This window comes from Pseudomonas fluorescens group sp. PF-69 (assembly GCF_054481235.1).
In genome coordinates this window covers 6,189,880-6,214,333 of sequence record NZ_JBTMNC010000001.1, presented here as the reverse complement: position 1 = coordinate 6,214,333, position 24,454 = coordinate 6,189,880, and the positions used below count along the sequence as shown (strand labels likewise).

The window sequence follows — 24,454 nt, the reverse complement described above, 5'->3', positions numbered from 1 at the left end:
CAATGCGGGCATTTTTCATTTCGGCTCACCCGCTCAGAAGTTGTACTTCGCGGTCAGTTGCAGGTTGCGCGGTTCGCCGTCGAACGTGGTGCCGAAGTTGCCCAGGCCTGTCAGGTAGCGCTTGTCGAACACGTTGTTGGCGTTGACGGTGAAGCTCAGGTGGTCGTCGTACTGATAGCGGGTCATCAGGTCCACCAGGGTGTAGCCGCCTTGTTTGAGGGAAGTGGCGCCTTCGGTGGGGCTGGAGCTCTGGCCGTAGAACGCGCTCTGCCAACTGATGCCGCCGCCGACCGTGATCGGGTCCAGGACGCCGGGCAGGCGATAGGTGGTGAAGGTGCGCACGACGTGTTCCGGTTTGGTGGTGGCCAGCGGGAAGCCGTAGATGCGTTGTTCGTCCTTGTCGCGGGTACGGGCGTAGGTGTAGCCGGCCGAGACGTTCCAGCCTTCGGCCAGTTCGCCGGCCAGTTCCAGTTCGACACCCTTGGTGGTCGCGTGGGAGGTCGGTTTGTAGATGTCCTGGCCGGTGTTCGTGTCGGTGGTGACGTATTGGGCGATGTTGTCCTGCTCGATGCGGAACAGGGCCAGGCTGGCGTTGAGCCGGCCTTCGAGGTAGGCCGCTTTCAGACCGGTTTCGTAGCTGTCGCCTTCCACCGGGTCCAGGGTCTTGCCGCTGGCGTCCTTGTAGATTTGTGGCTGGTAGATGTTGGTGTAGCTGGCATAGACCGAGTAGGTGTCGTTGAGGTCGTAGACCACACCGGCATAAGGTGTGACGACCCCGTGCTCCTTATAGCTGGCGTGGGTGTCGGCCTGACCGGCGTCGGCGTTGTAGCGGTAATCTTCGTTGTATTTGAACGTGCTCAGGCGGCCGCCGAGGATGAACGACAGGTCGTCGGTCGGGCGCAGGCGGGTGGCCAGGTAAATGCCGTTCTGGCTCTGGGTGCGCTCGTACTTGCCGTTTTTCGGGAAGTCCTGGTACGCCAGGTCGCCGTTCCAGTCATAGATGCTCCCCGGCACCAGTTCGAAGGCGCTGGTGTCGTAGGTCGCACCGGTCTGACGGGAGTGGGAGGTCATGAAACCCGCCACCAGTTCATGCTCGCGACCGCCCAATGTGAATGGGCCGGTGACGTTCACGTCAGCGGTGTTCTGCACCCGATGACCTTCCCAGCGACCCCAATAAAGGAACATGCCTTCACCGGTGGCGCGGTCCGGGCTGCCACCGCTGGCCGACGCCAGGCGGGTGTCGTGATCGGTGGTTTTCTGGTCGAGGCTGAGCTTGAGTTTCCAGTCGTTGGCCAGTGCCTGTTCCAGGGAGGCAAAGTAGGTGGTGCTGTCGAAATCCCGACGGCTCCAGTCGGCACCCGGGTTGAAACTGCGCGGGAAGTCGGTGCGGCCGCCATCGGCGAAGTACACCGCGTTGCCGGTCCAGGAACTGCCGCGCGGGGTGGCGCTGGATTTGTCGACGCCGAAGGTCAGCAGGGTGTCGTCGCTCAGGTCGGCTTCGAGGATGCCGTAGAACAGGTCTTTTTTCTGGCTGTAGTGGTCGATGTACGAATCCTTGTCCTGATAGGCACCGACGAAGCGACCACGCACGTTGCCGGAGTCGGTCAGCGAGCCGGAGATGTCGCCTTCGGTCCGATAGTTGTCCCAGGAACCGGCGGTGGCACTGATCGACGCCTTGAAATCCTTGGTCGGCTTCTTGCGCACCAGGTTGACGGTGGCCGACGGGTCGCCCGCGCCGGTCATCAGACCGGTCGAGCCCTTGATGACTTCGACCCGATCCAGGCTGGCGGCGTCGTCGCTGTTGTTCGGGTTTTCACCGTAGACGCCGTCGTAAGGGATGTTGACGCCGTCGTACTGGAAATTGGTGATGGCAAAGCCACGGGCGGAGAACTCGGTACGGTCACTGTCGTACTTCTGCGCCGAGACCCCGGGGGTGTTGCGCAGCACATCACCGACGCTCTTTGCACCCTGATCGTCCATTTGCTGGCGGGTGATCACGGTGACCGTCTGTGGGGTTTCGCGAATGGTCAGCGGCAGCTTGGTGGCGGTGGTGGTCGCGCCGGTGGTGTAGGAACCGGTGTCTTCGGTGACCAGTCCCAGGGCCTGGCCGGAAATGGTGGTCGCGCCCAGTTGCAGGCTGGAGGCGCCGCCGGACGTCAGCGTGACGCTGTTGCCATTGATCTGGAACGAAATGCCGCTGCCCTTGAGCATTTCCGCCAATGCCGCGGAAGGCTCCAGCGACCCGGACACCGCACGGGACTTGATACCGGCCACTTGATCGGGGCTGTACAGGATCTGCAGGTTGGTCTGCAGGCCCAGTTCCGTCAGGGCGCTGGACAGTGGTTGCACGGCAATACTGACTTTTACCGGTTGCGCATTGGCCATCGAGCTCCCCAGCAGGGTGGCGGTCAGCAGAATGCCGGTCAGCAGGGTTCGATGCAGGGTCGGGCGCTGAACGGCCAGCGCGAGAGGTGTGCGGCGTGAAAGGGATCGCATTACTTGCCTGTGCTCCTGAAAAATGTCGTGCGGAGTTTTTGTTAATGGGAATTATTATTAAGACGAGGCGTGGGCGCGAAACCGGAAAAGAAATTTCAGAATGATGAATGGCCGAGGTTTTTAGGTTCAGGTGGGGCGAAAAACAACCTATAGGAGCGAGCCTGCTCGCGATGGACGTCTGGGCGCCGCGTTTCGCCAGGTTGTCTCGCGTAATCGTTGACGTTTTTCGCGAGCAGACTCGTGCCTACAGAAAACGGCGGAGCGGGGGGCGAAAAACAACCTGTAGGAGCGAGCCTGCTCGCGATGGACGTCTGGGCGCCGCGTATCGCCAGGTTGTCTCGCGTAATCGTTGACGTTTTTCGCGAACAGGCTCGTGCCTACAGAAAGCGGTGCGTGGGTCCACGACTATTTCCGAGCAGGGCAAAGCATTACTTTAAATCTACATGAGAATTACTATAAATTACGCGCCTCAAATTGCCACTATCGTGCCACTGCCTGATTCAGTGTCCGATCAAGTCGCCCAAGGACAGAAACCGCACCCGTGCGGACGGGAGTCATGTTGGAAAACTACTATCGGGAGCTGGTGTGTTTCCTGAACGCCAAGCTCGGCAACCGTCAGGTGGCCGAAGATGTGGTGCATGACGCTTACCTGCGTGTCCTGGAACGCTCCAGTGACACGCCGATCAAGCAGCCGCGGGCGTTTCTCTATCGCACCGCGCTGAACCTGGTGATCGATGATCATCGGCGCAATGCCTTGCGCCAGGTTGAATCGCTGGAGGTGCTGGACAGCGAAGAGCGCTATGTCAGTCCATCGCCCCTCAACAGCCTCGACCATGGCCAACGCATCGACATGCTCCAGCGCGCATTGGCCGAACTGCCACAGCTGTGCCGCGAGAGTTTCCTGCTGCGCAAGATCGAAGGTCTGACCCACCCGCAGATCGCCGAGCACCTGGGTATTTCCAAGGCCATGGTCGAAAAGCACATCGTCAATGCGATGAAGCACTGCCGGGTGCGCATGCGGCAATGGGATGCGAATTGATCGGCCCGTTGCCCGTTCTTTTCATAAAAAACAGCCTTGCAGCCGCTGCGCAACAGGGGGCGCCGGCGGCTGCCAGCTCACATTTCCGCTGGCTGTTACGCCGCCATCGCGAGCACGCTCGCGCCTACATGGAGGGGCCATTGTGGGAGCGAGCTTGCTCGCGATAGGGCCCTCAAAAGCACTGCAACGCTTGAAAACTGAACCCTTCCTGAAGAACCCCGCGATTCCCCCTGCAAGATTCTGTAACAGGTTTACTCTCCAAAAACCGGGGCGTAAGCTTCGCGCGTTTTCATCAATAGCGGAGACCCACAGTGGGTACTTGTTCGAGTGACAGTAGTCGGCCGGTTTCGATAACCGGCACCTTCCCGGCAAGATAACGCGCAGCTTTTTTATGCCGTTGTCTCGCCGTAAAGCGAGCAGCGGCATCCCGATTCCGGCCGGCCCAGGCTGGATTCCCGACGTCCTCTCATCGACGCTGAACCGTGCGTGATGTTCGACTTTGTGTCGTCATCGCGGCGCATCGACACGCCTGCTCGACGGTTTCCTGGCCGACCCTGGGGGAACTGCCATGAACCTGACACTGCTCAAGGAATTCTTTGCCGGATTCCTGCGCACCCGCCACATTGCCCGGCACTTCCGTCGCCTGGCACTGCTGGAAAATTTCACCGACACCACGGTCAGCCGTGAGGTCCCGCCCACCCTTGCACAAACCCTGGTCAACGCCGCGATCAGCGACACCGGCCACTTGCTGGAGACCCTCGGCAGCCACACCGACGGCCTGAGTGAACTCGAAGCCGAAGCCGTGCGTGAGCAGGTCGGCCTCAACGAAGTCGAGCACGAACAACCGCTGCCATGGTGGGTTCACCTGTGGCACTGCTACAAAAACCCGTTCAACCTGCTGCTGACCCTGCTGGCGGTAATCTCCTGGCTGACCGAAGACATGAAGGCCGCCACCGTGATTTTCTCGATGGTGGTGCTCTCGACCCTGCTGCGCTTCTGGCAGGAAACCAAATCCAACCAGGCCGCCGACGCCCTCAAGGCCATGGTGAGCAACACCGCCACTGTGCTGCGGCGGGATCTGGAAGACCACGGAGCCCAGCGCATTGAGCTGCCGATCAAGCAACTGGTGCCAGGCGATCTGATCGTGCTCTCGGCGGGTGACATGATTCCCGCCGATTGTCGGGTGCTGAGCGCCAAGGACTTGTTCGTCAGCCAGGCGGCCATGACCGGTGAATCGATGCCGGTGGAAAAATTTGCGCGCCAACAGGACAACGACACCTGCAACCCGCTGGACCTGGACAACATTTTGTTCATGGGCACCAACGTGGTGTCGGGCACGGCCATGGTGGTGATCCTGACCACGGGCAACAGCACTTATTTCGGCGCACTGGCGCAGCGGGTCGGCGCCACCGACCGGGCACCGACCTCGTTCCAGACCGGGGTCAACAAAGTCAGCTGGCTGCTGATCCGCTTCATGTTCGTGATGGCGCCGCTGGTGTTGTTCATCAATGGCTTCACCAAGGGCGACTGGACCGAAGCGCTGTTGTTCGCACTGTCGATTGCCGTGGGCCTGACCCCGGAAATGCTGCCGATGATCGTCACCTCGACCCTGGCCAAGGGCGCGGTGTTCCTGTCGCGCAAGAAAGTCATCGTCAAACGCCTCGACGCCATCCAGAACTTCGGTGCCATGGACGTGCTGTGCACCGACAAGACCGGCACCCTGACCCAGGACAAAATCTTCCTGGCGCGCAATGTCGATGTCTGGGGCAACGACTCCGACGATGTGCTGGAAATGGCTTACCTGAACAGCTACTACCAGACCGGCCTGAAAAATCTGCTGGATGTGGCGGTGCTTGAACACGTGGAAATCCACCGTGAACTGAAAGTCGGCACGGCGTTTCGCAAGGTTGACGAGATCCCGTTCGATTTCAATCGCCGGCGCATGTCGGTGGTGGTGGCCGAGCGTGACCAGCCACACTTGCTGATCTGTAAAGGGGCGGTCGAAGAGGTGCTGGCGGTCTGCTCGCGGGTGCGTCATGGCGAGATTGACGAAGCGCTGAGCGAGGAACTGCTGGCGCGGATTCGCCAAGTGACCGCGACCTTCAACGCTGAAGGGCTGCGGGTGGTTGCCGTGGCCGCGCGGCCGATGGTTGAAGGGCGTGACGCCTACAGCCTGGCGGATGAACGGGACCTGACGCTGATCGGCTACGTCGCCTTCCTCGACCCGCCGAAAGAAAGTACCGCGCCCGCGCTCAAGGCGCTGGCCGCCCACGGTGTGGCGGTGAAAGTGCTGACCGGCGACAACGAACTGGTCACCGCGAAGATCTGCCGTGAAGTCGGCCTGGAGCAACAAGGCCTGCTCATGGGCAATGACGTCGAACGCATGAGCGACGCGGAACTGGCGGTGGCGGTGGAGCACACCAATGTGTTCGCCAAACTCACGCCATCGCACAAGGAGCGCATCGTCCGTTTGCTCAAGGGCAATGGCCATGTGGTCGGCTTCATGGGCGACGGCATCAACGATGCGCCGGCCCTGCGCACCGCCGACATCGGGATTTCGGTGGACAGTGCCGTGGACATCGCCAAGGAGGCGGCGGACATCATCCTCCTGGAAAAGAGCCTGATGGTGCTGGAGGAGGGCGTACTGGAAGGTCGGCGGACCTTCGCCAACATGCTCAAGTACATCAAGATGACGGCCAGTTCGAACTTCGGCAACGTGTTCTCGGTGCTGGTGGCCAGTGCGTTCATTCCGTTTCTGCCGATGTTGCCGATGCACCTGCTGGTGCAGAACCTGCTCTACGACATCTCGCAGATTGCCATTCCGTTCGATAACGTCGATGCGGACATGCTGAAAAAACCACAGCGCTGGCAACCCGCCGACGTCGGGCGGTTCATGCTGTTTTTCGGGCCGATCAGCTCGATCTTCGACATCACCACCTTCGCGTTGATGTGGTACGTGTTCGACGCGAACACCCCGGACCATCAAACCCTGTTCCAGTCAGGCTGGTTCGTGGTCGGTCTGCTGACCCAGACGCTGATCGTGCACATGATCCGCACGCCGAAAGTGCCATTCCTGCAAAGCCGCGCAGCGATGCCGCTGATGGTGATGACCGCCCTCATCATGGCCGTGGGGATTTTCCTGCCAATGGGACCGTTGGCGCACTACTTCAAACTGCAGGCACTGCCCTCGCTGTACTTTGTATTCCTGCCGTTGATTCTGCTGGCGTACATGGGCCTGACCCAGGCTGTGAAGGGGTTCTACATCCGGCGATTCGGCTGGCAATAAGGCTGTCAATCGCAGGCGCCGGGATAGCCCGGTGCCTGCGGGAGAACGCGCCGCCAACGGGGCACGGGATTTAGGAAAAGTCCTACAGAAAGCTCGACAGGTCTTCCGTAGCCTTGCGCCCTCACTCTTCTGACACCTTTCTGGGGGCGCACGTTGTCGAACAAGTCCTTACGCATCCTGATCGCTGACGAGCAACACTTCAATCGGCTGAGAATCGAGCGCTGGTTCAACCAACTCAATTACTTTCGGATAGCGCCAGTGCAAAATCTCGACGAGTTGCTGAGCCTGGTGGAATACGGTGGCGAGCCATTCGACCTGTTGGTCATCAACGCCGCGCTGCCGGGCGGGAAGCTGGATCTGTTGGATTACTGCCTCGACAACCGGCAGTTGGATCGCGTGTTGATCTACGACGGCCAGCAGGCGCAACTGCCGCCTGTCCCAGCCTGCGAGCGGCAGAAAATTCAGGTCAGCCATGCCTCGCTGCCGGATCCGGGGACGATCCAGCGCCTGATGGCGATCATCGATCCACGCCTGCCGTTCGTCGGCACTGTCATTTCTGTCAGGTAGTTCGCAGAGGCTTTTCATGCAACAGTCTATGCGCAGCTACTGCGTCCAATTCGAGCTTTGCTCATGGGTAATCAGTGCCTAATCGTCGTGTTGTTGCACAGGGAGTAGCCATGAAGTCAGTGCTGATAGTGGACGATCACCCGGTGATTCGCGGCGCGCTCAAAATCGTACTCAAGCAAGAGGGGTACAAGCGCATTTACGAAGCGGCCAGCGGTAACGAAGTGCTGCCGATGATCCGTGAGCACCGACCGGAACTGGTGGTGTTGGACCTGAACATTCCGTCCCTCGACGGGCTGGATGTGCTGGCCAGGATCAAGACCGGTGAGGTGCCTTGCCGGATCGTGGTCTTCACGTCCCAGGAGCCGGAGTTCTTCCAGGACCGGTGCATGCGTGCCGGCGCCTCTGCCTTCGTCGCCAAGACCAATGACCTGCAGCATTTGCATAAAGCCGTGCACGCCGTGATGTCCGGTTACACCTATTTCACCCGGTTACCCTCCAGTTCAGTGTCGTTGAGCGCACTGCAACGCAGCGAAAAACAGATGATCGCCAATCTGTCGGACCGTGAGCTGTCGATCTTCCAGCACCTGGCCAGGGGGGTGAGTAACAAGGCTATCGCCGAAATCATGCATTTGAGCCACAAGACCGTCAGCACCTACAAAACCCGTTTGACGGAAAAGCTCAACGTCGATTCGCCGGTGCACCTGCGCGATCTTGCCCGGCGCAATCATCTGATCTGAATGAACATCTTTCGACGCCTGCGCGACCTGAGCATCCTTTTGCTGCTGGGACTTTGCCTGTGGGCATCGAGTGCCTGCGCGCAGCCGCAAACGCTGACCCTGCTCGGGCGCTCAAGCGTGGAGGGTGACAGCGTCAAGCTGTCCGCGGCCGATTCGCGCTGGCTGCAGCAAAAGGGGCGGCTGGTGCTGGCCGTCTCGGCTCCGGATTATCCGCCCTTCGATATCACCACCACCGGCCATGCGCTGGAAGGGGTGACGGCGGACTATGCCGGTGTGCTCCAACAGCTGTTGCAGGTGCAGATCGACGTTCAGCGCTACGAGTCCCGGGAGGAAGCGGTCCGGGCGCTCAAGGAGGGGCATGCGGACCTGTTGGGCACGGCCAATGGTTATGAGGCTCAGGACCCGCAGTTACAGATGTCCAGTGCCTATGCCGTCGATCAACCGGTGCTGGTGACCCAGACCGATGCGCCTCGGATAACGGACCCGACGCTGGCCGGCAAGCGACTGGCGATGCTCTACCACTATCTGCCCGAACACAGCGTGCAGCAGTTCTACCCCGACGCGAACGTTCAGCTCTATCCCTCGACGCTGGCGGCAGTGGGTGCCGTGGCCTTCGGCCAGGCGGATGCGTATCTGGGCGATGCGATCAGCGCCCATTACCTGATCAGCAAGAACTACCTCAACAATGTGCAGTTGGCCGACTTCTCGCGCATGGAATCCGGTCGCTTCGCTTTTGCGATGACCCGCGACAACCGTCCGTTACTGCGCATCGTCAACCAGGCGTTGGCGATGATTGCCACCAATGAGCAGATGAACATTTTGCGGCGCTGGGGGGCAGGGGGCGTGTCCATGCCGGGCACTCAGTCACTGCAATTGAGCGTGGCCGAGCAGCGTTGGCTCGACCGGCACCCGCGCGTGAATGTGGCGATCAATGCGAACATCCCGCCGATCACGTTCACTGACAGCGAGGGCCGGTTTCGTGGCATCGGTGTCGATGTCCTGGCGAAAATCGGCCTGCGCACCGGCATGCAGTTCGACATCCACGTCATGCACTCGGTGAGCGAGATGTTAGAGGGCATCAAGAGCGGCCAGATCGACATGCTGGCCGGGATCGGCCTCAGTGCTCGACGGGAAGAGGCGCTGCTCTTTACCCGGCCATTCCTGACCAGTCCTTCGGTGCTGGTGACGCGGGTGGCACCGGGCAGCCCCAAAACCCTGGATGAGATGGCCGGAAAAACCCTCGCGCTGACCCGGGGCAACATCGCCAGCGAGTACATTCGGGAGCACTACCCGTTGATCCGCTGTGTGGATGCGCCCCTGTCGGCGGAGGCCATGGAAATGGTCGCCCAGGGCAAGGCCGATGGCAGCATCAACTCCTTGATCGGCGCCCGCTACCAGATTTCCCGGCAATACCGCGATCGTCTGCAAGTGACCAGCACGGTGGGCACCGACCCCGCGCGCAGTACCCTGGCCACCAGTCGCGAAGCCACCGAGTTGCATTCGATCCTGGACAAGGCGCTGCTGAGTATCCCCCCTGAAGAAATCGACGAGCTGATACTGCCCTGGCGCAATGACCTGATGGTCGAGCAGAGCTATTGGCTGCGGCATCGGCAGAGCATTTTCCAGGCGTTCGCCGCCGCTGGCGTCTTGCTCTTGATCGCTTTGGCAGGGATCGTCTGGCAGCGTCGGCAGATCCGGCAACGTCAACAATTGCTGACGCAACTGCAGGACGCCAAGGACGCGGCGGACGACGCCAACCGGGCCAAGACCACGTTTCTGGCCACCATGAGCCATGAAATCCGCACGCCCATGAACGCCCTGATCGGCATGCTCGAACTGGCGCTGAAACGGGCGGATGAAGGTGTCACCGACCGTTCGGCCATCGAAGTGGCATCCAATGCCGGCCAACAATTGCTGGCATTGATCGGTGACATTCTGGACATCGCCCGTATCGAGTCCGGGCATCTGTCGCTGACGCCGGAACGCACCCGTTTGCAGGCGTTGGTGCTGTCGGTGTGTCGGATCTTCGAAGGCCTGGCGCGACAGAAAAACCTGCAATGGCGGGTTGAGCTCGACCCACAGAGCGACTGTGATGTGCTGATCGATCCCACGCGTTTCAAGCAAGTGCTGTCCAATTTATTGAGTAATGCGATCAAGTTCACCCCTCACGGCGAGGTCAGTCTGACGCTGCGGGTGGATCCGCTGTCATCGCAGCGTCTGGCGGTCAGTGTGCAAGTGCAGGACAGCGGCATCGGCATCAGCGCCTTCGATCAGCAGCGCTTGTTCAGTCCCTTCGTGCAGGCCGGCAATGGTCAGCAATCGGGTCGGCAGGGTTCCGGGCTGGGGCTGGTGATCAGCCGCACCTTGTGCGAAATGATGGGCGGCCGCTTGCAGCTCGAAAGCACCCTCGGGGGCGGTACCCGTGTCGACATCAACCTTGAACTGGTCGCCCTGCAACCGCTGCCCGCCAGCGCGCTGGAGGATCGTGCCGTGCAGGCACCGACACGACCGCTGACGATATTGGTGGTCGACGATTACCCGGCCAATCGCCTGTTGCTCTCGCGGCAGTTGAGCTGGCTGGGGCATCAGGTGCTGGAGGCCGAGGATGGCCAGCAAGGTCTTGAGCAGTGGCGCGAGTACGAATTCGACCTGGTCATCACCGACTGCAACATGCCGGTGCTCAGTGGTTATGAGTTGGCGGGGGCGATTCGCGACGAGGAGCGCTGCCAGGGATTGTCGCCGACGGTGATCCTGGGGTTAACGGCCAATGCGCAACCCGAGGAGAAAATTCGCTGTATCGAGGCGGGAATGGATGATTGCCTGTTCAAGCCGATTCGGTTGGAGGATCTGAGCGCCTGGTTGGCCGCAAGGTTTTTGAGCGAGCCGGCCGCGCCGGTCAAAGCGACTTCATCCGGCGAGATCGACTTGAGCGGACTGGAGCGCTACGTGGGCGCCGATCATGAGCTGATCACCCAGTTGTTGCACGATCTGGCAGTGACCAATCGCGATGATCGCGAACGCCTGCTGCAGGCGCATGCCAGCGGCAATCACCATGGCTTGCAGGAGCTGGCGCACCGGATCAAGGGCGGAGCGTTGATGGTCCGGGCCATGAATCTGGTGGAGTGCTGCGAACAGCTGGAACGTGCGTGTGGCGAGGGCAACGCGTCACTGATCGACGTCGCCGTCGATCAGCTGCAGCAAGCCATGAGGCGCCTGGAACAAGGCCTTGAGCAGGGCTGACGCTTAGTCCCAGTGTGGCGCGATGCCTTTGGGGCTGGTCAGGCGCTGACCGCGATCCAGACTGGCGATCAATGCCATGTCGGCATCGCTCAACTTCAGTTCGCAAGCCTTCAGGTTGCTTTCAAGGTTGGCGCGTTTCGTCGACGAAGGAATCACCGCGTAACCCAGTTGCATGGCCCAGGCCAGGGTGACCTGTGCCGGAGTCGCCTGCAGGCGTTCGGCAATTTGCCGGATAATCGGATCCTTGAGTACTTCGCCGTAGGCCAGGGTCATGTACGAGGTGATCTGGATGCCCTGGCGCTGCGCGAACTCGACCACTTTGCGGTTTTGCAGATACGGGTGCAGTTCGATCTGGTGGGTGGCGATGTGCTCGGCGCCGATGGCCGCGATGGCTTGTTTCATCAGGTCGATGGTGAAGTTCGATACCCCGATCTGCCGGGTCAGGCCCAGTTGCCTGGCTTCGAGCAGGGCGCCCATGAACTCCTCCACCGGCACCTGGTCTTCCGGCGACGGCCAGTGGATGAGCGTCAGGTCCAGGTAGTCGGTGCGCAGTTTGCGCAGGCTCTCCTTGAGACTGTCGATGAGGCGCTCCCTGGCGAAGTTGGCCACCCAGATCTTGCTGGTGATGAACAGTTCTTCACGGGCGATGCCACTGGCGGCGATGGCCTCGCCGACCTCGGCTTCGTTCTCGTAGATTTGCGCGGTGTCGATGACCCGGTAACCCAGTTCGAGGCCGGTGCGCACCGAATCGATGACCACCTGGCCTTGCAAGCGAAAGGTACCCAGGCCGAATGCGGGGATGGACATGAAAGACTCCAGAGGTTGCAGTGGGAATGGGCGCGAGTATCCATGTCTGCATCCGAAGGAAAAACCGCTGCAATGGCAAAGCAATGTTTACTGGAAATCATGAATCCCGGGGCGGGCAGGTACATGGATGGTGGTTGTTCTGGAGCCATCGCGAGCAGGCTCGCTCCCACAGGAGATTGATGGTGCACACATGCTCACTGCGCCAGTCCCGTCTCGGTCAAGCGCTTCCACGCGCATCGTTCTCCAGATAGAACGCTAAGGCTGGTTTTTGCAGTCTAGCGCAGCAAAGGTCACGGTTTTAAGCTTTGTCCATGGCTTCACTCACCTCATCAGGAGACACCATGAAAAGCATCATCGGTATCTACACCAGTCCACAGGCCCACTGGGTCGGCGACGGTTTTCCGGTTCGCACGCTGTTTTCCTACGACAACCTGGGCAAGCACATCAGCCCGTTCCTGTTGCTCGATCACGCAGGTCCCGCTGAATTCACCCCGACGACCCAGCGGCGCGGCGTTGGCCAGCATCCGCATCGCGGCTTTGAAACCGTGACTATCGTTTACAAGGGCGAACTGGAACACCGCGACTCCACCGGCAGCGGCGGCAAGATCGGCCCTGGCGATGTGCAATGGATGACCGCCGCCTCGGGAATTCTTCATGAAGAGTTCCATTCCGAAGATTTCGCCAGGAGCGGCGGCACCCTGGAAATGGTGCAACTGTGGGTCAATCTGCCGGCCAGGGACAAAATGGCCGATGCCGGTTACCAGACGATTCTCGATAGCGACATTCCGAGTATTGCCTTGAGCAACGACGCTGGCAGCTTGCGTTTGATCGCCGGTGAATTCGATGGTCACACAGGGCCGTCGCGCACCTTCACGCCGATCGATGTGTGGGACCTGCGCCTGAATGCCGGCAAGTTGCTCACCCTTGATCTGCACGAAGGGCGCAACACCGCACTGGTGGTCTTGCGCGGCGCGGTTCAGGTCAACGGTCTGGAGTCGGTGCGTCAAGGGCAGTTGGCCCTGCTCGATCGCAAGGGCGATCAGTTGACCCTTGAAGCCAGCGCGGACGCGGTGGTGCTGTTGCTCAGCGGCGAGCCGATCGACGAGCCGATCGTCGGTCACGGTCCGTTCGTGATGAACACCGAACAGGAGATCCACCAGGCTTTCGCCGACTTCCAGTCCGGCCGCTTCGGCCAGATGCACGGTTAAACCGTTTCGCTTCAACAACCCGCTCTGCACAGGACGCGTGGGCCGGTTTCCGGGCCAGGGATGGCTGTTGCCTATCGATAAGAGGAAACGCACATGAACACCGTCAATGCGGCCAACTTCAATGGCCAAAAACCGACCATCGATACCAACGATGCCGCGATGGCTGTTGATCGATCACTCGAAACTGGCCACTGATCTGACAATTGCCCGTTTGGCGCAAGCCGGGGTGGTGCCCATCGACATCATGGCTACGCTTTCTGAGCTGCAAGGCTCGTGGAACCGTCCGGACGCCGAGCAGTGGCGGCGGTCTACGCCCAGGCCATGCCGCATTATCAATTGTTGATCGAAAGCTACCTCAAGGCCCGGCAAGTGGCTAACGAACACGAATCGCTGGATTCCCGGCGCTGACCGGTTACCCCACGCCGACGTCCACTCGGCATCGATAACACGCGAGGACTACTGCAATGACGACTTCATACAAACGACTCGACAAGGATAACGCCGCCGTTCTGTTGGTGGATCATCAGGCGGGACTGCTGTCGCTGGTGCGCGACATCGAGCCGGATCGTTTCAAGAACAACGTGCTGGCGCTGGCCGACCTGGCCAAGTACTTCAAGTTGCCGACCATTCTCACCACCAGTTTCGAAACCGGCCCCAATGGCCCGCTGGTGCCCGAACTCAAGGCGCTGTTCCCGGACGCGCCCTACATCGCTCGCCCTGGGCAGATCAACGCCTGGGACAACGAGGATTTCGTCAAGGCGATCAAGGCCACCGGCAAGAAACAACTGATCATCGCAGGCGTCGTGACGGAAGTGTGTGTGGCATTCCCGGCGCTGTCCGCGCTGGCCGAGGGCTTTGACGTGTTCGTGGTGACGGACGCATCCGGCACTTTCAACGAACTGACCCGTGAATCGGCCTGGAACCGCATGTCGGCCTCCGGCGCGCAATTGATGACCTGGTTTGGCCTGGCCTGTGAGCTGCATCGCGACTGGCGCAACGATGTGGAAGGCCTGGCGACCCTGTTCTCCAATCACATCCCGGATTACCGCAACCTGATGACCAGCTACAACACCCTGACCAACAACAAGTAATCCCGGCAATACGCCTCAACGGTGGGAGCGGGGCTTGCCCGCGAAGGCGGTCTGACAGTCGACTATTGGTTGAATGTCAGGCCGCTTTCGCGAGCAAGACCGCTCCCACATTGTTTTTGTGCAGCAGGCGGGATCAAGGGAAATCAATTGCTCCTACACTGGGGCCAATGTGTGCGATCTTTTGTTCATTGTTCCGGGCTGGAGTTGCTTGATGTTGTCTTTTCTTACCGAACACCCGCTGATTTGCGCCATGGTGCTGGTGTTGATCGATCTCGGGCTGTGGCGTTTGGTCAGTGCCAATCGCAATGGCTGGAAGCTGTTGGTGCGGGTAGTGATTTTTTCATTGTTCAGTCTTCTGCTGTTCAACGAAGGCTTGAATCCGATGGAGCCGGCGCCGTGGGCCGACAACGTGCCATTGCATCTGGCGGCGACAGGGTTGCAGATCGGTTGGTGGCTGTTCGGTGCGCGCACCCTGACCGTGTTGATTGGCGCGGCGATGATGCAGCGGGTCGGGCATACCGGGCGACTGTTGCAGGACCTGCTCGGCGCGGTGATTTTCCTGGTCGCGGTCATCGCGGCCCTGGCGTACGTGCTCGATCTGCCGGTCAAGGGCGTCCTGGCCACATCCGGCGCGCTGGCGATCATCGTCGGCCTGGCCTTGCAGAGCACCCTCAGCGATGTGTTTTCCGGGATCGTCCTCAACACCACCAAACCCTATCAACTGGATGACTGGATCTCCATTGACGGCACCGAAGGCCGGGTCATCGACATCGATTGGCGCGCCACGCGCCTGCAGACGTCCCAGGGCAGCATGGCGGTGATTCCCAATTCGCTGGCGGCCAAGGCCAAGATCGTCAACTTCAGCCGGCCCAGCGACATTTTCGGCATTTCGATCAGTTTGCAGGTGAGCCCCCATGTCCGGCCGAACAGGGTGATCGATGCCCTTGAGCGGGCGATGCAGGGCTGCCGCAAGCTGTTGACCACGCCGCCAGCCAAAGTGGCACTGAAAAGCTCCTCCAGCAGCGGCGTGGAATACGAAATCATCGGGTTTGTCGCCTCGATGAGCGAAAAACGCGAGGTCCGCAATCAACTGTTCGACCTGGCCTACCGACACTTGCAGGCGTCCGGGGTCAACTTGCTCTCGAGCGAGGAACCCAACACGCCGAGCAACCTCTCGCGGCCACGGGCGCTGCTCGACAGCTCACCGATCTTCTCCACCTTGCGACAGGAAGAGAAAGAAACCTTCAGCCAGAACATGAGCCTGCAAACCTTTCGTGCCGGCGAGACGATATTGGCGGCGGGGGAGGTCAGTGATCATTTGTTCATCATTGAATCCGGTGTGGTGACGGTCAGCTTGAACCGCCACGGTACGCCTTTCGAATCCGGGCGCATGGGACCGGGCGAAGTGATCGGCGAGGCGGGCATCCTGGAAGACAGTTCGGTGCCCGCCGCGTTTGCGGCGAAAACCCCGTGTGCGCTTTACCGCATCGAGAAGGAGTACCTCAAACCTTGTCTGGATGCCCGTCACGACATCAACGACGCCATGCAATCCTTGCTGGATTTCCGTTTGCACAAAGCGCAGACACTGACTCAGGACGTGCCGCAGGTTGTGCAGAAAACGGGTTTTTTGCATTGGTTGCGTAATCGGGTATGAAGGGTCGTTGCAGGGTTCGTGGGGGCGGTTGACCTTTCTTCTTGCGCAAGTGGCCTCCTCGACTTCTGGAATATTGGCTATTTGTCCAAAGCGCTTCGGGCACTAACGTAGTCACACACCCACTTGCCCTGGAACACATCCCATGCAACCACGTACTGATTTCTATACCGCCAGCCCTGACGCCCTCAAAGCGATGATCGCCCTGGAAACCGCAGTTTCCAGGCTGCCGCTGGAGAAGCCCCTGATCGAGCTGGTCAAGCTGCGTGCTTCGCAAATCAATGGCTGCGCCTTCTGCATCGACATGCACACCGCCGATGCGATCAAGGGGGGTGAAACCCCGCGTCGCCTGTTCGCCGTGACCGCCTGGCGTGAGGCGCCGTTCTTCACCGAGCGCGAACGCGCTGCGCTGCTGTGGACCGAATCCCTGACCCAACTCAGCCTGACCCACGCGCCGGATGAAGACTACGAAGTGGTCAGCGCCCAGTTCACACCGAAGGAAATGGTCGACCTGACCGTGGCCATCAGCACCATCAACAGCTGGAACCGCCTGGCGGTAGGCTTCCGCAAAACCCCTCAGGCCTGATCCTCAAGTCGCTGCCGATGCGCCTCAATGGGCATCGGCACTCGGCGCGGCCGGTGGTTGCACCTTGCGCATCAAGGGCACCATCGCCGTGGCGATGACGAAGCAGACCCCGATCATCAGAAACGCGTCGCCATAGGTTTGCGTCTGGGCTTCGCGATAGGTCAACAGCCAGAGTTGATGCAGGCTGGCAGTGACCCCGACATCGCCGCTCTGTCCCAGGGCGGCGAAGTTGTTTGCGACCTGCGACAGCCACTGGTTGAGCGCCTCGTTGGTGCTGTTGAGGTTTTCCGCCAGCCGGGTGAAGTGCAGGTTGGTGCGGTCATTGAGAATGGTGGCGCATGCGGCAATGCCAATCGCGCCACCCAGGTTGCGCATCAAGTTGAACAACCCCAAGCATGTTTCAGTCGCGCCGGTGCCAACCCGCCCAGGGTCAAGGTCACCGCCGGCGGCACCGCCAATTGCTGGGCAATCCCGCGCAGGGCCTGTGGCAGCATCAATTCCCTGGCCCCCCAGTCATGGGTGATCGGGCTGAAATCCCACATCGACAAGGCGAACAGCCCAAGGCCGGTCATCATGATCCAGCGCAGGTCGACGCGGTTGGCCAGAAAGGCATACAGCGGAATCGCCATGATCTGGAACACGCCGGTGGAGAAAACCGCCAGACCAATGTCCAGCGCGCCGTAGCCACGCACCCGACCGAGAAACAGCGGCGTCAGGTAAATGGTGGCGAACAGGCCGATCCCGGTGACGAACGAGAAGAAGCAGCCGAGGGCGAAGTTGCGGTCCTTCAAGGCACGCAGATCGACGATCGGGTTGGCCACGTGCAAGGTCCGGCCAATGAACGCCAGGCCTGCCAGGCCGCTGATCCACGCGGTGGTCAGAATCGTGCGGTCGCTGAACCAGTTCCAGCGCGGGCCTTCTTCGAGGGTGTACTCCAGGCAACCGAGGAACAGCGCGAGAAACACCATGCTTAGGTAGTCGGCGCCCTTGAGCAGCGAGAGTTCCGGCTGATCGATTTTCACCAGGATCGGCACGGCCACGGCGACAAAAATCCCCGGCACCAGGTTGATGTAGAACAGCCAGTGCCAGGACGAAATGTCGGTGATGTAGCCACCGATGACCGGGCCGAGGGTCGGCGCCAGGGAAGCCACGGCGCCGATGGTCGCGGCGGCGATGACCCGTTGCTTGCCGCTGAAGAACACGAAGGCCGTGGTGAACACCATCGGGATCATCGAGCCGCCGAGAAACCCTTGCAGGGCGCGGAAGGCGATCATGCTCTGGATGTTCCACGCCGCGCCGCACAACAGGCTGGTCAGGGTGAAGCCCACCGCCGAGGCGCAAAACAGCCAGCGGGTGGAAAACACTCGGGAGAGCCAGCCCGACAGCGGAATGACGATGATTTCGGCGATCAGGTAACTGGTTTGCACCCAGGCGGTTTCGTCGGTGCCGGCCGAGAGTCCGCCGCCAATGTCACGCAGCGACGCCGAGACGATCTGGATGTCCAGCAGCGCAATGAACATGCCGATGCACAGGCTGGCGAAGGCGAAGACCTTGGTCGCCGTCGCCATGTTCGCCGCATTGAACGGTTGCGCCGGGGCGGCGAGGGCGCGACTCATGGCGCGCTGGCCACGGCTGGCGCTTCAGGCTCCTTGCGGGTGTCCACTTCGGCGGTCACCGACAGGCCGGGGCGCAGGTGGCCGAGCACGCCGTCAGCCGGATCGAGGTGGATGCGCACTGGCACCCGTTGCACGATCTTGGTGAAGTTGCCGGTGGCGTTTTCCGGCGGGAGCACGCTGAATTGCGCTCCGCTGGCCGGCGCGAGGCTGTCCAGGTGACCGTGGAATTCCTGACCCGAGAGCACGTCGGCATGAATCACCACCCGCTGGCCGGGCGTCATGCGCGCCAGTTGGTCTTCCTTGAAATTGGCATCGACCCACAAGCCGCTGGAAGGCACCACCGACAGCAGTTGCGAACCGGCCTGGGCATAGGCGCCGAGCCGTGCCCGGCGATTGCCGATCACGCCGTCGATCGGTGCGCGCAGTTCGGTGTAGCCGACGTTCAATTGCGCCAGATCACGTTCGGCCCTGGCCTGGACCAGCGCGGCGCGGGCCTGCTGTTTCTGGGTGGCGATCACGTTCAACTGCCGCTGTGCCGCCAGCAATTCGGCCTGGGCGCGACTGCTTTGGGCCTGGGCGGTCTTGAAGGTGGCGTTGGCCCGTTGCGCGCTTTCCACCGAGACCGCGTTGCTGCCGACCAGTTTTTTGTAGCGCGCGTCGTCATCCCGCGAGCGGGCAGTTTCGGCGCCGGCGGCGTCGATGCCGGCGCGGGCCTGGCCGATGACGGCTTGCTGCAGTTGTTCGGTGGCGTCGAGGTTGGCGAGCAAGGCTTCCTCGGCCGCCACCGCGCCTTCGGCCTTGGCCAGGTTGGCGCGGTAATCGCGGGCGTCGAGACGAATCAACACATCGCCGGCCTTGACCTTCTGGTTGTCGGTCACCAGCACTTCGTCGATGTAACCCGCCACCTTCGGCCCGATCACCGTTACGTCGCCGCCAATGTAGGCGTCGTCGGTTGCTTCGATGAAGCGGCCGGCCGTCCACCAATGCGCGGCATACACGCCGGCCACTACCAGCGCCGCCACTCCCAGCGTCGGCAGCAGCAGGCGCTTGAGCAGGGGAGACCTGGGGGTGTTCACCGGGACAGCAAGGTCGGGTTCAACGGAGGGCATGCTGGTCATGGAGAATTACCTGTCGGAAGCGGCGTTTAATTACGAGCGTAATATGACGTATGTAATATTTGGTGGCAAATGGTTTTTGCGGCCGGTCGTCAGGTGATTTGTCCAGTGGAAATAAAGAAGGTTTTGTGTGCGCTGGAGGACCCTGTGGGAGCGAGCAAGCTCGCTCCCACAGGGAATCGCTACGGGTTTACTGGAATGAAAAAGGCCGGTGATCTGCGCGATCACCGGCCTTTTTGGACCTATTGCTTAGACGCGTTCAAAAATCGCCGCAATCCCCTGGCCGCCACCGATGCACATGGTCACCAGGGCGTAACGGCCGTTGATGCGGTGCAGTTCGTGGATGGCCTTGGTGGCGATGATGGCGCCGGTCGCGCCCACCGGGTGGCCCAGGGCGATGCCCGAACCGTTCGGGTTGACCTTGGCCGGATCAAGGTCCAGTTCCTGGCTGACGGCGCAGGCCTGGGCGGCGAAGGCGATGTTGGCTTCGATCACGTCCAGGTCGGCGACGGTCAGGCCGGCGCGCTTGAGTGCCAGGCGCGTGGCCGGGATCGGTCCCAGGCCCATCAGTTCAGGCTCGACGCCGGCGTGGGCGTAGCTGACCAGACGCGCAAGTGGACGCAGGTTGTTAGCCTGGACCGCATTGCCGGTGGCCATGACCAGTGCGGCGGCACCGTCGTTCAAGCCCGAAGCGTTGCCGGCGGTGACCGAACCGTCCTTCTTGAACGCCGGCTTCATTGCGGCCAGCTGTTCCAGGGAGGTGGCGCGTGGATGCTCGTCGACGTTGAACAGCTTGGTGCCCTTGCGATCCTGGATTTCCACGGTCGCGATCTGCTCGCTGAAATAACCGTTGGCAATCGCATGGGCGGCGCGTTTCTGGTCTTCCAGCGCCAGGGCATCCTGCATTTCGCGGGTGATGCCGTTGCGATCGGCGATGTTCTCGGCGGTGATGCCCATGTGGATGTTGTGGAACGGGTCATGCAGGATGCCCAGCATGTAATCGATGGCCTGGACGTTGCCCATGCGCGCGCCCCAACGGGCCGAAGGCAGCAGGTACGGGCCGCGGCTCATGGACTCGGCACCGGCACCGATGGCGATTTCGGCATCGCCCAGCAGCAGCGTCTGCGCTGCGCTGATGATCGCTTGCAGGCCGGAACCGCAGAGACGGTTGACGTTGAAAGCAGGGGTTTCTTTCGGGATGCCGGCGTTCATCGCGGCGACCCGGGAAATGTAGGCGTCACGGTTTTCGGTCGGGATCACGTTGCCCATGACCAGATGACCGACCAGCGCCGGGTCCACGGCGGCCCGTTGCAGGGCGGCCTTCACGGCGGTGGTGGCCAGGTCGGCCGGCGGCACGTCCTTGAGTGAACCGCCAAAGGTGCCGATGGCGGTACGGGCGGCGCTGACGACGTAGATTTCCGGAGTGTTCATGGCTGGTTTCCTTTCGGTGAATTCTTATCAGTACTGCGATTGAGCAGGGCGTTCAAGGCCGTTTTCGCTTCGTCGCTATTGAGGCGTTCGATGAACAGCAGGTTCTCTTCACGCAGGGTGGCTTGCAGTTCGGCCATGCCGGCCTGTTTCATCAGTTGTCGCGATTGCCGCAGGGCGTGCTGAGGCATTGCCAACAGTCGATGGGCGAGACGGGTGGCCGCCGCCAGGCATTGCGCCCCGTCGTCGAACACCTCGTTGGCCAGGCCCCATGCCACCGCTTCGCTGCCGTCCAGACTCTCGCCCAACAGCAACAGGCGTGCGGCGCGGGCCTGACCGAGCAGGCGCGGCAGCAGCAGGCTGGCACCGAACTCCGGGCACAGGCCCAGGTTGACGAACGGCATGCGCAGCTTGGCATTGCGGGTGACCAGTACCTGGTCGCAATGCAGCAGCACGGTGGTGCCAATGCCGATGGCGGCTCCACACACGGCCGCGATCAGTGGTTTTTGCAGATGGGTCACGGCGCGCATCAGGCGGAACGCCGGGCTGTCCAGATGCGTGGGTGGCTGCTGCAGGAAATCCACCAGGTCATTGCCGCTGGAAAAACAGGTCGGGCCACCGGTCAGGATGACCACGCCGACCGAATCGTCCTCGTCCGCCGCGAACAACAGGTCGGCCAGGCGCATGTACATGCCGTTGGTCAACGCGTTGAGCTTGTCGGGGCGGTCGATGGTCAGCGTCAGTACGCCATCGCGTTGTTCATGTTTGATCAGGTCGGTCATGGATGGCTCTTGCAGAGTCGGCTCGGCCGCCACTTTAAGCGTCAGTCAAACCCCGCAGCTATGACAAAACGGGTCAAACCGCCTGATGCTTTTTGCCATGTGCCGTGACTTGCCCGGCCTTGCCAGTCGGTTCGCACACACCCATTCGGGGTATGGTGCCGCCTGGCGAATCGCCCAATAGTAGGTTCACCGCTCATCCAGAGCCGAACTCGCTTGATAAGGTGAATGTGCAATGCGCAAGACACTGAGGGTGATTTCCAGTCTGTTTGCTCTTCCGTTGATCATCAATGCCCAGGCCGCCGAAGTGGACGACAGCCATACGCTGCGGCTGTACAACTGGGCGGATTACATCGGTGAAAAAACCCTGTCGGACTTTGAAAAGTCCACCGGCATCAAAGTCATCTACGACACGTTCGATTCCTATGAAACCGTGCAGGCCAAATTGCTCACCGGCCACTCCGGCTATGACCTGGTCGTGCTCAACGCCTCCCTCGCACCGCCGCTGATCCAGGCCAGGGTCTTCCAGCCGCTGGATAAAAAATTGCTGCCGGGCTGGAGCAATCTTGACCCGAAAGTCCTGCACGACCTGCAAGGGTTCGATCCGGGCACCGCCTACTCGGCGCCCTACACCTGGGGCAGCAACGGGGTCACGTACAACGTCGACAAGATCAAGGAGCGCATGCCGGACGCGCCGATCGGCTCGCTGGCGATGATCTTCGACCCGAAGATCGTGTCGCGCTTCGCCGACTGCGGCGTGACCCTGCTCGATGCCCCCACCGAAGTCATTCCCATGGCCTTGAAATACCTGGGACGCGACCCGAGAAGCGCGGCCCCGGCGGACCTGAAAGCCGCCCAGGACTTGCTGCTGTCGGTCAGGCCGTACATCCGCAAGTTCGACTCGGTCAATTACCTCACCAGTCTGCCCAATGGCGACGTGTGCATGGCCATGACCTGGTCCGGTGACTACGCGACGGCCATGGCCCGTGCCGAAGAAGCCAAGAAGCAGATCAACCTGGCGTACTTCATTCCCAGGGAAGGCTCGCTGATCTGGTTCGACAACCTGTACATCCCGGCTGATGCGCCCCACGTCGCCAACGCCCACAGGTTTCTGGAATACCTGATGCAGCCGCAGGTGATGGCGGACGTGAGCGACTTCATCAATTACGCCAACAGCAACGCGGCGGCCACGCCATTGCTCAATGCCAGCGTGCGAAACAATCCGGCGATTTACCCCGATGAAAATGTTCGTCAACGGCTGTTTCCGCAGAAAACCCAGGACGCCAAAGACATGCGAGCCATGACACGCGTCTGGAGCACCGTGAAAAGCGGGATTTGATCGTCCAATCGTTTCGTTTGAGGTTTTTGTATGGCTACCCCAACTAAAAAAGTGTTCTCGACAGTCGAAGCGGCTGAACTGGTCAAGGCCGACAAGGCCCATCACATGCACGGCTATCATGTGTTCGACGAGCATGCCGAGCAGGGCTCGCTGAACATCGTCGCCGGCGACGGCGCCTACATTTATGACACCCAAGGCAATCGGTTTCTCGATGCCGTCGGCGGCATGTGGTGCACCAACATCGGTTTGGGCCGTGAAGAAATGGCCCTGGCCATTGCCGATCAAGTGCGGCAACTGGCGTATTCCAACCCGTTTTCCGACATGTCGAACAACGTGGCGATCGAGTTGTGCGAAAAACTCGCCAGCCTCGCCCCCGGCGACCTCGACCATGTGTTCCTGACCACGGGCGGTTCCACGGCGGTGGACTCGGCGTACCGGCTGATCCAGTACTACCAGAACTGCCGCGGCAAGCCGGAAAAGAAACACATCATCGCGCGCTTCAACGCCTATCACGGCTCGACCACCCTGACCATGTCGATCGGCAACAAGGCCGCCGACCGGGTGCCGGAGTTCGATTACGCCAACCCGCTGATCCATCACGTGTCCAACCCCAACCCGTACCGCGCCCCGGACGGCATGGATGAAGCGCAGTTCCTCGAGTTCCTGGTCAAGGAGTTCGAAGACAAGATCCTGTCGATCGGCGTGGACAAGGTCGCCGGCTTTTTCGCCGAGCCGATCATGGGCTCGGGCGGGGTGATCATTCCGCCCAAGGGTTATCTCAAGCGCATGTGGGAGGTGTGCCAGCGCTACGACATCCTGTTCGTTGCCGACGAAGTGGTCACTTCGTTCGGGCGCCTGGGCAAGTTTTTCGCCTCCCTGGACGTGTTCGATGTGCAACCCGACATCATCACCACCGCCAAGGGCCTGACCTCCGCCTATCTGCCATTGGGGGCGTGCATCTTTTCCGACCGTATCTGGAAAGTCATCGCCGAGCCCGGCAAGGGCCGCTGCTTTACCCACGGCTTCACCTACAGCGGTCATCCGGTGTGCTGCACGGCAGCGCTGAAGAACATTGAAATCATCGAGCGGGAAAACCTGCTGGCCCATGTCGACGATGTCGGCGGCTATCTGGAACAGCGCCTGGCCACGCTCAGGGATCTGCCGTTGGTGGGGGATGTGCGTTGCCAGAAACTGATGGCCTGCGTGGAGTTCGTCGCCGACAAACGCACCAAGGCGTTGTTCGCCGATGAAATCAACATCGGCGAGAAAATCCATGTGCGGGCACAGGCCAGGGGCTTGCTGGTGCGGCCGATCATGCACCTCAATGTCATGTCGCCGCCGTTGATTCTCACCTATGACCAGGTCGACGAAATTGTCGAGATCCTGCGGGTGTGCATCCTCGAAGTGGCGGCCGAGCTGGAGCAGAGTGGCCAGTATTTCGGCCAATGAGTCTTTCCGTCAGGTTTTTA

16 protein-coding genes and 2 pseudogenes are annotated in these 24,454 nt (G+C 61.0%); 12 read left to right on the top strand and 6 right to left on the bottom strand.

All coding sequences use genetic code 11. The features are described 5' to 3' along the window. Positions 1-33: 33 nt before the first annotated feature. Entirely contained in the window at positions 34-2,496 is a 2,463-nt protein-coding gene (locus ACX3YF_RS28960; RefSeq protein ID WP_130209282.1) for a TonB-dependent siderophore receptor, read from the bottom strand. 556 nt (positions 2,497-3,052) lie between these two features. Here ACX3YF_RS28960 and ACX3YF_RS28955 point away from each other — a divergent pair. The 5 genes from ACX3YF_RS28955 to ACX3YF_RS28935 all read left to right on the top strand — a co-directional run bounded on the left by ACX3YF_RS28955 (position 3,053) and on the right by ACX3YF_RS28935 (position 11,365). After that, the gene (locus tag ACX3YF_RS28955; protein ID WP_458974718.1) at positions 3,053-3,535 is read left to right on the top strand and encodes a sigma-70 family RNA polymerase sigma factor; all 483 of its coding nucleotides are present in this window, start codon (positions 3,053-3,055) and stop codon (positions 3,533-3,535) included. 568 nt (positions 3,536-4,103) lie between these two features. Then, a complete protein-coding gene (mgtA, locus tag ACX3YF_RS28950) occupies positions 4,104-6,821 on the top strand; it encodes a magnesium-translocating P-type ATPase (protein WP_458974717.1) in 2,718 nt (905 codons plus the stop codon). Between the two features lie 153 nt (positions 6,822-6,974). Next, entirely contained in the window at positions 6,975-7,388 is a 414-nt protein-coding gene (locus ACX3YF_RS28945) for a response regulator (RefSeq protein WP_130209276.1), read from the top strand. A 110-nt stretch (positions 7,389-7,498) separates the two neighbouring features. Next, positions 7,499-8,125 (top strand): response regulator transcription factor, encoded by a 627-nt coding sequence (locus ACX3YF_RS28940; RefSeq protein WP_196585379.1) that lies wholly within the window; start codon positions 7,499-7,501, stop codon positions 8,123-8,125. Continuing rightward, positions 8,126-11,365, top strand: coding sequence for a transporter substrate-binding domain-containing protein (locus ACX3YF_RS28935; RefSeq protein ID WP_458974716.1), 3,240 nt, complete (start codon positions 8,126-8,128; stop codon positions 11,363-11,365). A 3-nt stretch (positions 11,366-11,368) separates the two neighbouring features. Here ACX3YF_RS28935 and dkgB read toward each other — a convergent pair whose 3' ends face one another. Next, positions 11,369-12,172: a 2,5-didehydrogluconate reductase DkgB gene (gene dkgB / locus ACX3YF_RS28930; RefSeq protein WP_458974715.1), complete on the bottom strand. Its 804-nt coding sequence runs from the start codon at positions 12,170-12,172 to the stop codon at positions 11,369-11,371. A 341-nt stretch (positions 12,173-12,513) separates the two neighbouring features. Here dkgB and ACX3YF_RS28925 point away from each other — a divergent pair, with 341 nt between their 5' ends. From ACX3YF_RS28925 to ACX3YF_RS28905, 5 genes and pseudogenes are all read left to right on the top strand, one after another. After that, complete coding sequence (locus tag ACX3YF_RS28925; protein ID WP_458974714.1) at positions 12,514-13,380, top strand: pirin family protein; 867 nt, start codon at positions 12,514-12,516, stop codon at positions 13,378-13,380. 172 nt (positions 13,381-13,552) lie between these two features. Beyond that, a pseudogene (locus tag ACX3YF_RS28920) lies at positions 13,553-13,788 on the top strand (hydrolase); the annotation flags it as partial. 56 nt (positions 13,789-13,844) lie between these two features. After that, the gene (ycaC, locus tag ACX3YF_RS28915; protein WP_130209266.1) at positions 13,845-14,471 is read left to right on the top strand and encodes an isochorismate family cysteine hydrolase YcaC; all 627 of its coding nucleotides are present in this window, start codon (positions 13,845-13,847) and stop codon (positions 14,469-14,471) included. 211 nt (positions 14,472-14,682) lie between these two features. Continuing rightward, a complete protein-coding gene (locus tag ACX3YF_RS28910) occupies positions 14,683-16,125 on the top strand; it encodes a mechanosensitive ion channel domain-containing protein (RefSeq protein WP_458974713.1) in 1,443 nt (480 codons plus the stop codon). Between the two features lie 142 nt (positions 16,126-16,267). Continuing rightward, entirely contained in the window at positions 16,268-16,708 is a 441-nt protein-coding gene (locus tag ACX3YF_RS28905; protein WP_196585375.1) for a carboxymuconolactone decarboxylase family protein, read from the top strand. Between the two features lie 24 nt (positions 16,709-16,732). Here ACX3YF_RS28905 and ACX3YF_RS28900 read toward each other — a convergent pair. From ACX3YF_RS28900 to ACX3YF_RS28885, 4 genes and pseudogenes are all read right to left on the bottom strand, one after another. Next, positions 16,733-18,324, bottom strand: a pseudogene (locus ACX3YF_RS28900) (DHA2 family efflux MFS transporter permease subunit). Next, on the bottom strand, positions 18,321-19,442 hold the full coding sequence (locus tag ACX3YF_RS28895) for an HlyD family secretion protein (RefSeq protein ID WP_458974712.1): 1,122 nt from the start codon (positions 19,440-19,442) through the stop codon (positions 18,321-18,323). The pseudogene ACX3YF_RS28900 and the gene ACX3YF_RS28895 overlap by 4 nt, the downstream one beginning before the upstream one ends. Before the next feature lie 246 nt (positions 19,443-19,688). After that, positions 19,689-20,870 carry an acetyl-CoA C-acyltransferase family protein gene (locus ACX3YF_RS28890; protein WP_130209258.1) on the bottom strand — a complete coding sequence of 394 codons (1,182 nt, stop codon included), beginning with the start codon at positions 20,868-20,870 and terminating at the stop codon, positions 19,689-19,691. Then, positions 20,867-21,649 (bottom strand): enoyl-CoA hydratase, encoded by a 783-nt coding sequence (locus ACX3YF_RS28885; protein ID WP_458974711.1) that lies wholly within the window; start codon positions 21,647-21,649, stop codon positions 20,867-20,869. Before ACX3YF_RS28885 ends, ACX3YF_RS28890 begins: the two co-directional genes overlap by 4 nt. A gap of 232 nt (positions 21,650-21,881) precedes the next feature. Here ACX3YF_RS28885 and ACX3YF_RS28880 point away from each other — a divergent pair, with 232 nt between their 5' ends. Then, complete coding sequence (locus ACX3YF_RS28880) at positions 21,882-22,985, top strand: polyamine ABC transporter substrate-binding protein (RefSeq protein WP_458974710.1); 1,104 nt, start codon at positions 21,882-21,884, stop codon at positions 22,983-22,985. A 30-nt stretch (positions 22,986-23,015) separates the two neighbouring features. After that, positions 23,016-24,434: an aminotransferase gene (locus ACX3YF_RS28875; RefSeq protein ID WP_458974709.1), complete on the top strand. Its 1,419-nt coding sequence runs from the start codon at positions 23,016-23,018 to the stop codon at positions 24,432-24,434. The last annotated feature ends 20 nt before the right edge of the window (positions 24,435-24,454 follow it).